Annotated in this window: 6 protein-coding genes and 2 pseudogenes; 6 read left to right on the forward strand and 2 right to left on the reverse strand. The window is 59.0% G+C overall.

Annotated elements, in window-relative coordinates; genetic code table 11:
• The 4 genes from GNZ13_RS51530 to GNZ13_RS15930 form a co-directional block, all read left to right on the forward strand.
• On the forward strand, nt 1-205 hold a 205-nt coding region (locus tag GNZ13_RS51530), incomplete at its 5' end, for a hypothetical protein (RefSeq protein WP_216674865.1).
• Nucleotides 206-437: 232 nt separating this feature from the next.
• Nucleotides 438-1,889, forward strand: coding sequence for a dihydropyrimidinase (hydA, locus tag GNZ13_RS15920; protein ID WP_172166024.1), 1,452 nt, complete (start codon nt 438-440; stop codon nt 1,887-1,889).
• A 52-nt stretch (nt 1,890-1,941) separates the two neighbouring features.
• On the forward strand, nt 1,942-2,928 hold the full coding sequence (locus tag GNZ13_RS15925) for a fumarylacetoacetate hydrolase family protein (protein WP_172166012.1): 987 nt from the start codon (nt 1,942-1,944) through the stop codon (nt 2,926-2,928).
• A 297-nt stretch (nt 2,929-3,225) separates the two neighbouring features.
• Complete coding sequence (locus GNZ13_RS15930) at nt 3,226-4,344, forward strand: porin (protein ID WP_172166015.1); 1,119 nt, start codon at nt 3,226-3,228, stop codon at nt 4,342-4,344.
• Here the strand turns inward: GNZ13_RS15930 and GNZ13_RS15935 are convergent.
• Nucleotides 4,341-5,210, reverse strand: coding sequence for an IclR family transcriptional regulator (locus GNZ13_RS15935; protein WP_172166018.1), 870 nt, complete (start codon nt 5,208-5,210; stop codon nt 4,341-4,343). The genes GNZ13_RS15930 and GNZ13_RS15935 overlap by 4 nt on opposite strands.
• A gap of 489 nt (nt 5,211-5,699) precedes the next feature.
• Here GNZ13_RS15935 and GNZ13_RS15940 point away from each other — a divergent pair.
• Nucleotides 5,700-6,065: pseudogene (locus GNZ13_RS15940) on the forward strand (transposase); the annotation flags it as partial.
• Nucleotides 6,066-6,359: 294 nt separating this feature from the next.
• Here the strand turns inward: GNZ13_RS15940 and GNZ13_RS15945 are convergent.
• On the reverse strand, nt 6,360-7,307 hold the full coding sequence (locus GNZ13_RS15945) for an aldo/keto reductase (RefSeq protein ID WP_172166021.1): 948 nt from the start codon (nt 7,305-7,307) through the stop codon (nt 6,360-6,362).
• Between the two features lie 1,031 nt (nt 7,308-8,338).
• Here GNZ13_RS15945 and GNZ13_RS15950 point away from each other — a divergent pair.
• Nucleotides 8,339-8,827 (forward strand): annotated as a pseudogene (locus tag GNZ13_RS15950) (SRPBCC family protein).
• Nucleotides 8,828-9,107: the final 280 nt, after the last annotated feature.

Genomic DNA, 9,107 nt, shown 5'->3' on the forward strand with positions numbered 1-9,107 from the left:
CGGCACTGAGCAAGGCGCTGTCGAATCGTTACTTCCGCTCGTTGGGTCTTCCGTCGGTGGGTCCCTCGCCGATCAACTGATCCGAACCGCCGTGTACGGACCCGTACGCACGGTGGTGTGGGAGGGGGCGGGCCGCGAGGCCTGCCCGTATCCCGATTTCTATCGCCGCCGTCCGTCTTTCAAACGCGCCTCGCGGGGTGCTTGAGATTCCACCTGCTAGAAGCGCTAACGCGCGGTTTACAAACGGTTTTTTATGTTCATTCCGACGCCCGGGATTTCCTTCGTGTTGTACGTATGAGCAGCTATTTTTGATCTCTGGCACATGCCGGAGAACGGTCGGCGCTGAACGCTCCGCCGTTACCGGTTCGAGAGAGTTCCGCCCGATGAACTTGCCATTGGCAGGCTCGGTGCGGCAGCAATCACTACTGGAGAGCATCATGCAAGCAACAGTCATCCGTGGCGGCACGGTTACCAATCATGATCGCGCGTTCAAGTCCGACGTGCTGTGCGTCGATGGGGTCATCGCCGGCGTCGGGCCCGACCTCGATGCGCCCGCCGGCGCGGAGATCGTCGACGCGGGCGGACAGTACGTGATGCCGGGCGGCATCGACCCGCACACCCACATGCAGATGCCGTTCATGGGGTTCGTTACCATGGACGACTTCTACACGGGCACAGCAGCGGGTCTTGCGGGAGGCACCACCACCATCATCGATTTCGTCATACCCAGTCAGCAGCAACCCCTGATGGAGGCCTACCGTACCTGGCGCGATTGGGCTACCAAGGCCGCGTGTGATTACACGTTTCACGTGGCGGTGACCTGGTGGGATCAGAGCGTGCATGACGATATGGGTACGCTCGTACGCGACGAGGGAGTCAACAGTTTCAAGCACTTCATGGCCTACAAGGACAGCATCATGGCTGACGATGGTGTCCTGGCCAACAGTTTCCAGCGCTGCCTTGAACTCGGTGCAATGCCTACCGTGCACGCGGAATTCGGCGAGATGGTATTCGTGCTGCAGCAAAAGCTGCTGGCAAGCGGCATCACCGGCCCCGAGGGTCATCCTTTATCGCGGCCGCCCGTGCTTGAAGGAGAAGCCGCGGAGCGAGCCATTGCCATCGCGAAAGTGTTCGATGTGCCGGTGTATATCGTGCACGTCTCGAGCAGCGACGGTGTGGATGCGATCGCGCGGGCCCGAGCTCGCGGGCAGAAAGTCTTTGGCGAAGCGCTGGCGGGTCATTTGTGCGTGAACGATGCGGTCTATCGTAATCCCGACTTCACATTTGCCGCAGGCCATGTGATGAGCCCTCCGTTTCGTGCACCGGAGCACCAGACTGCGCTTTGGAAAGCATTGCAAAGCGGGACGCTGCAAACCACCGCCACCGACCACTGCTCCTTTTGCGCAGCGCAAAAGGCTGCTGGTCTTGGCGATTTTACGAAGATACCAAACGGCTGCGGCGGCGTCGAAGAGCGCATGCTGGCGGTGTGGGACGAGGGTGTGAACCAACGCGGCCTGAGCCCGAGCGAGTTCGTTAAGATCACTTCGACCAATGCCGCACAGATGTTCAATCTTTACCCGCGCAAGGGACTGATTGCCGTGGGCGCCGACGCGGACCTGGTGGTATGGGATCCGCAGGCCACCAAAACGCTCTCGGCGAAAACGCAGTTCAGCAAGAGCGACTTCAACGTATTCGAGGGGCGGACGGTAACGGGCATTCCGACCCACACGATCTCCGGCGGCGAGCTTGTTTTCAAGAATGGTGACTTGCGAGCCAGGGCGGGGGCAGGGCGTTACCTGAAGCGGCCGGCGTTCACCGCGGGCTTTGACGTCCTTGGTCGCTTCTCCCGACCTGCCGGCGTTGCGACAAGTTCGGGCAACGCCAAATGACGGGCTGCGTGATGGTCTGCTTTGAGAATCTCCGACTTTTCCCGGGACCTGTATGAAACTCGCTTCGCTAAAGTCCGGCGGCCGAGACGGCACGCTCCTCGTGGTGTCGCGCGATCTGCAACGCGCGGTGGTAGCGGGGCCAGCTGCGCCGACGCTGCAGTCTGCTCTGGATCGATGGAATGACGTTGCCCCTGGCCTTGATTTGCTGTACCGGCAGCTCAACGACGGGCAGTTGGAAGATGCCACTGCCTTCGACGCCCGCGCTTGCGCTGCACCGCTGCCGCGCGCCTATCAATGGCTGGACGGTTCGGGCTTTCCGAATCACATGCGAGTTATCAACGGTGCTGCCAACGCGTCGGCGCCGGTCGCACTGCCGGCATTTCCGTTGATGTATCAAGGTGCGTCAGATGACTTCATCGGCGCGCATGACCCGGTGCACCTGCCCGCCGAAAGCGACGATATCGACTTCGAGGGCGAGGCCGCGGTGGTGCTCGACGATGTGCCAATGGGGGTTCCAGCGCAGGACGCTCTCAAGCATATCAAGCTGGTGATGCTGCTCAACGACATCAGCTTGCGTACGTATGCGCCTCGCGAAAGTGCGGGTGGGTTCGGTTTCATCAATGCGAAGGGCGTGACCAGTTTCGCGCCGGTTGCGGTCACACCCGACGAACTCGGTAACGCGTGGCGCGACGGGCGCATCGAATTGCCCATGCGGGTATCGCGCAACGGCGAGTGGTTCGGCCATCCAGGCGGCGAAGCCATGCACTTCACTTTTCCGATGCTGATCGAGCACGCGGCGCGCCGGCGCAACCTGAGAGCGGGCACGATCGTTGGCTCTGGCACGTTCTCCAACCCGCAGCGGGACACGGGTTCGGCCACGATCATCGAAAGGCGCGCGCTCGAAGCCGCCGATGCAGGCACACCGCATACCTGTTACTTGCAGTTTGGCGAGACGATTCGCATCGAGATGCTGGACAGTGCAGGGCATTCGATCTTCGGTGCCATCGAACAAAAGGTCTTGAAGAGCGAAGGCCTTTGATTAAAAGAGCGCGGCGCGCGAATGGAAATGAACGAGCCGGGCTTAGCCCCGGCTTTTTTATTTTGGTCTACTAGTGAATTGATCGATCACGAAGAACACGAAGGGTACTGGTTTGCCACACTCGAAGAACCTGCAGCCGGTGCCTGAAATTTCGCGGGATTGTTGTCCTATGACACTGTTTTTAAAAGCCTTATCGATGCTGTTCCATGGCGCAGAATTGCTCTATTACTGCAGTTTTAGCGGGATAACTTAGGACGACTTCAAAGTCGTCACAACTTCTCTCGTGGAGCCTTACAAATGAAGCATCTGTTGCCAAAAGCGTCGTTTCACATGATTGCATTGCTGGGATTGAGCGCCGGAATTGCCCACGCGCAAAGCAGCGTGACCTTGTACGGGGCGGCGGACGATGGACTGTCCTACGCCAACAATCAGGGCGGCAAAAGCAGTCTGCAGGCCGTCAGCGGTATGCCCACCGGTAGCCGCTGGGGCCTAAGTGGTGTGGAAGATCTCGGCGGAAGTCTGAAGACGATCTTTACGTTGGAAAATGGCTTCGACCTGAACACGGGCGCGCTGGGTCAAGGCGGAAGAGAGTTTGGACGGCAAGCATTCATGGGCCTGGCCGGGAATTTCGGCACCCTGACTTTCGGCCGCCAGTATGACCTGGTAGTCGACTATGTGCAGCCGCTGGCCGCCAACGGGACTTGGGGCGGTGCGTATTTCGCGCACGCGGAGGACGTCGATAACATTAACAATAGCTTCGTGGTTGACCGTAGCATCAAGTTCGCCAGCACCGACTATGCCGGCTTCCGCTTCTCTGGCATGTACAGCCTGGGCGGGGTGCCGGGAAAGTATGGCGAGAACCAGGTCTGGAGCGTGGCTGCGGGCTACGACGGCGGTCCGCTGCATATCGGGGGAGCCTATCTCGACATTCACAATCCCGAGACTGCAGTGCAGGGCAACCAGAACACACCCACCTTTACCAACGTGATCTACGGCAATTATGTTGCTGCGGCGACGCGCCAGAAGATTGCGGCACTTGGTGCCGCTTACACGATCGGCAAGCTCAAGATACTTGGCAATGTGTCGGGTGTGGTGTTCAAGGACGGCAGCCACGGCCAGGACGTCAGCTTTGGTACGGCCGAAGCCGGCGCAGGCTGGCAGATCACGCCCGCGACGCTAGTCGCTGCCGACTATGGCTATGTGACGGGCAAGGTGGACGCCACGGGTCAGCATCCTCGCTACCATCAGTTCAATCTTTTTTCGAGCTATGCGCTTTCGGTGCGGACAACGGTGTATGCGCTGGCGGTGTATCAGCTTGCGGTGGGCGACGCGCAACAGGCGCAGATCACTGGCTTTAACGCCTCCAGCACGAATCGGCAGGTCGCACTGCGCGCTGGTCTACAGCACGTGTTTTAGCGCCCAGTGGCGGGCAGCCCCGGCGAAGACAATACGTCGGCCGGCTGCCTGCCACCGAAGGCGACCGTGATTTCTCGCGCCGCGAGTATCGTGCTGTGGCCGAGTTCTTCCATGCGCTGCATCGTCACACGCAGCGTCGAACCCACTACGCTAAGGGCAGCTACCGGCATCGACAATTCATCAAAAATGGGCACGGCTACGCAGCGTACACCCAGAGAGGTCTCTTCATTATCTATGGCATAGCCCACACGGCGTACTTCCTGCAATTCGCTATGCAATGCTGTCGGGCGGGCAATCGATTGACGGGTGAGCCGTTGTAAGCCACCGCGCTGGACGAACGATGCAATTTCCGCGTCTGACATCGCAGCGAGAACGGCTTTGCCCATAGCCGTGCATGCTAACGGAGTCCGATTTCCTGGTCTGGACGACGCGTGCATCATTTCGCGACTTTGCATTTGCAGTAGTAACAGCATGTCGTGTTCGTCAACACAGCCTAGCTGGACGGTTTCGCCGCTGGCGTCGCGCAGGCGGCGCATCGCTGGCGTAGCCAGTTCGATTAATTGGCGGCGCCCTCCGAACACAGCCCCGACCGAGAAACACTGTGCACCGATAAACCATAACGCCCTGTCGCGTTGAAAGCAGACAAAGCGCTTCTGCTCCAGTGTGGTTAACAATCGGTGTACGGTCGATGCCGGGAGGCCGGTTCGTTCCGACAGATCAATTAATCTGTAACCCTGATCATCTTCGGCGAGGATTTCAAGCAGCGAAAGCGCGCGCAGCAAAACCTGGACGGAGCTTTTATCCTCACGAACGATGCTATGTACATTGGCCTCGCTTTTACGTCGAGTCTGTGATCCGCGTTGCATTTCTTGAGACCTCCTATCCGCTGAGGGGAGCGCGTGCTCTCTCGCGATGATGTCCATACTTCGGTGTCTTCGAATCGGTCGCAAGTTATGTGCCAATGGTTACCCGGGTGCAGACAGCCGGCGATCGCCTGCCGTGGCCGATCGCTCGTGATATGGCATGGCGATGATGCACAGTTTCGGCGCACCTCACCATTTGCAAACGAGGAGTGCACCGTAACAAGTCGTACATGCTGCGCGCTGGCCAGCGGTGTTCTGGCTCAACATCTACAGGACCCGGAGCTTACGGTCCGACCGGTTCTCGTGATGCGGAGCGTCGCTGAAGTGTGCAATAGACCACAGCAAACCTCGTGGCGAGCGAGCTGCGGCTCACGCCCTTTTTTGCGATTTTCGTAAAGTATTTGAAATGGTCTGGAAACGTCTTGCCGACGCATCCTGGTTCATTAATGCGGACTGGTACGCCACCTGGCAGGCTGTTGAAATGCCGACACGAACTGGACAGGCAAGCGGGGCGCAGTAACGATACGCATGAGCCGAGCACGGATCCGGATGCACGTCTGTTCACGAAGAGCAAAAAGAGTCCGGCGATCCTGTGCTACCACGGGCACATCCTGATGGAGAACCGCTCGGGACTGGTGGTCGGCGCTGTGGTCAGTCACGCGGATGGTTTCGCCGAGCGGGCCAGCGCGTTGTGGCTGCTCGGCTGCGTGCCAGCCGGCCATGCGAAGACAGTCGGTGCCGACAAGAGTTACGACACCCGCGGCTTCGTTGACGATTGTCGGGATCGTAACGTGACGCCGCATGTCGCTGCTCAACGATGAGCGCGCTGGTGGCAGCGCGGTTGACGGCCGCACTGCTGAGAGCCTCCGCAGCAGCGGCGCGCGATGCCTTCCACGAAATCAGGCCGCCGGTACAGGCGAATCCGCGTGTGAGGCAGACGTTTTCAAGCAAGGTCATCTAGTCGATCAAGCCGAGATCATGATGTGTTGCACGCTGAGCAATTGCCGGCCTCGCGAATGCGGCGTGCGTTGCAGGTCGCCACGATCCGGGCACTCAAGATTCTGGGCAGCCGACTCGAACCGTGCCGAACGGATGCCCGACAGTTCCACGTCGTGTGCTCAATTCCCGAATCGATTCCGACCGTTCAGCATGCTAGTCACTAGCCTTGTTGAGCATCGCAATGGCCTCGGAAGGCAGGCGCACATGTGCCGCTGCCATCAGGTCGTCCAGTTGATCGAGCGAGGTGGCGCTGGCAATCGGTGCAGCAATGGTTGGCTGCGCGATCAACCAGGCCAGTGCGATCTGTGCGGGTGTCTTGCCCAGACCCCGTCCAACTTCGTCGAGTGCCGCGAGAATGCGCATGCCTCGCGCGTTCATGTAGGGCTTGACTGCATCGCTACGCGCACTGTTACCCAGGTCCCCGGAAGTGCGGTACTTGCCCGTCAAGAAGCCGTTTGCCAATGAAAAGTACGAGAGCACGCCGATGCTGTACTTCTCGCAAACACCCCGAGCAGCGCTCTCGAACTCGGCCCGGTCGTAAAGGTTGTAGTGCGGTTGAAACGTCTGATATGCAGGGAGACCTTTGCTGCTGCTGACCTGGCGACTCTTTTCGAGCCGAGTCGCCGTATAGTTCGAAGCGCCGATGGCTCGCACCTTTCCTTGCTTGATCAGGCGATCGTACGTGTCGAGCGTCTCCTCGAGTGGCGTCCCGGCATCGTCCTCATGCGACTGGTACAGATCGATGTAATCCGTGTTCAGCCGTCGCAGTGACGCCTCAACGGCCTCGGTGATGTATTGCTTCGACAATCCCTTTTGGCCCGGCCCCATCTCCATGCCCACCTTGGTAGCAAGCACGATCTTGTCCCGCTTGCCGCTGCGGGCTAGCCATTTGCCCAGGATCGTCTCTGACTCGCCGCCCTTTAGCCCTGGAATCCAGTTCGCATAGACGTCGGCCGTATCGATGAGGTTGAAACCCGACGACGAAAAGGCATCCAGAATACTGAAGGAGGCGGCTTCGTCTGCAGTCCACCCAAAGACATTCCCGCCCAAAGCAAATGGTGCGACGTTGATACCTGTATGACCTAACTTACGCTGATCCAATTTCGTTTTCCTCGTAGTTGCTTAGCATGGTGTTGGCGTGCGCCGTGCGCACCCGCGATGGCCGGCAAGTACCGGCCGTAAGGCCGGTTCAGCATCGGAGCTTCGCGGCTGGCAACAAAGGTATCGCGTCAATAACGCCGCTCAGACGGCTTTTCACACAGCGGATTTTTGGATGGTAATTATTATATTTCAGATACTTACGTGAATTTTCAAATGAAATTACCGCGTACGGTACTGCGCCACACGCCGCTTCAATAGGTCGTTTGTCCATCCCCAGCAACGCGCTGCGAAGAATATCGATTTGACGATCCGTGAAGCTGGTTCCACGGGCAATGAATCCGCTGCCGACGCGGTTTGCTAGGTTTCACAATGATCGACTCCGACCGGATGCTGACTGGCTACGCCGACAGATCGTCGAGAGCAAGTTCGGAACCCTAAAAATAATGGACGGGCTCAACATACTATTTGACGAAGACGTTTGGTCTACGATGGCGCGGGCCGTACGTTCGTCAGCACGTCAAGTGGATCAACCTGCGCGATCTTGGCGCAACTGTTCTGATTCTCATGCGTTTGCACACCGAGCATTTCCGATCCGCGTAAGGCCGCACGGGCGCCTAGGTAAGCTTTTCGACGAAATCGCCTGTAAAAACGCAGGTCCAGACGGTTGGGCCGGTAAGTCGCGATGCGTGATCGTTATGCGGTCGTCAATTCACGGAAACGGTGTCTTCGTAGTACGACCGATCGAGGCGGCCGAGCGCGAGTTCAATTCTACGACGTGACAAGATGAGCGGTACTCCGCATATCGATCTCGTTACTGCGACAAAACTGTATCTGCTGCACACCGAGCGGCACCGAAGCTCTCGGCCGGCGGCTCTCGTGCACTGGCCGGCTGCCTCTAGCTGTCCTACGTTTTGTTGCAGATGGCTCGACGAGATATCGAGGGGTGGGAGCGCGGCGCTGTTTCGCCGGTGATGGCAAGTGCAGTAAGCATCTGACAAAATCTCTAGAAGAATACTAAGAATGGTGGCAGCTTGCGGACGGTCGAATACCGCTTTTCCACCTTCTGGCGCATCGATGCGCCAGTGCAGGAAGTTTGGGCGGCAATCCAGGATTCGGCGCGCTGGCCCGAGTGGTGGCATAACGTCGAGCGCGTGGACCAGCTAGAGGCGGGTTCCAATCAGGGCGTGGGCGTCGTACAACGCTATACGTGGAAAGGCTGGTTGCCCTATCGCCTCGTGTTCGATATGCGGGTGACGCGCGTCGACTCGTTGGTCGCGCTGGAGGGGTAAGCCAGTGGCGACGCCGAAGGCGCCGGCCGGTGGAGCTTTTCGACCGACGGACGCAACCTTACCGTGGTCCGCTATGACTGGTGCTTGCATACGAACCGCGCATGGATGAACGCATTGGCGCCGTTGTTGCGACCGGTTTTCCAATGGAACCACGATGCAGTGATGCGCGAAGGCGGCGCGGCGCTAGCGCGGCGGCTGGACGCGCGGCTGCTTGACATCGAGCTCGGATGAAGCCTGCGCGGCAATGGATTGAACGCTCCGCAACGTTTCCCCTTTACCTCGATGGTATCTATTGGCATCGAGGCAGATGATGCGCTTGAGATGGTGGAGCAGACTGAAATTTGAAACCAGGCCCCGCCGGATGGCGATCAACCATCGGTCGCTGTTCGGCCACTTTCAGCCTTTCGTCGGCGTATTTAGACGGACAGTCAAATGTCAGTTCTGCATGCCTCAGCGGACGTTCGCAGTCGCGCGTCGCGCACCTCGTGTCGCAATATCGTGATGCAGCGGC

It is taken from the genome of Paraburkholderia elongata (assembly GCF_013177735.1).
In the GTDB taxonomy this organism is placed as follows: domain Bacteria; phylum Pseudomonadota; class Gammaproteobacteria; order Burkholderiales; family Burkholderiaceae; genus Paraburkholderia; species Paraburkholderia elongata.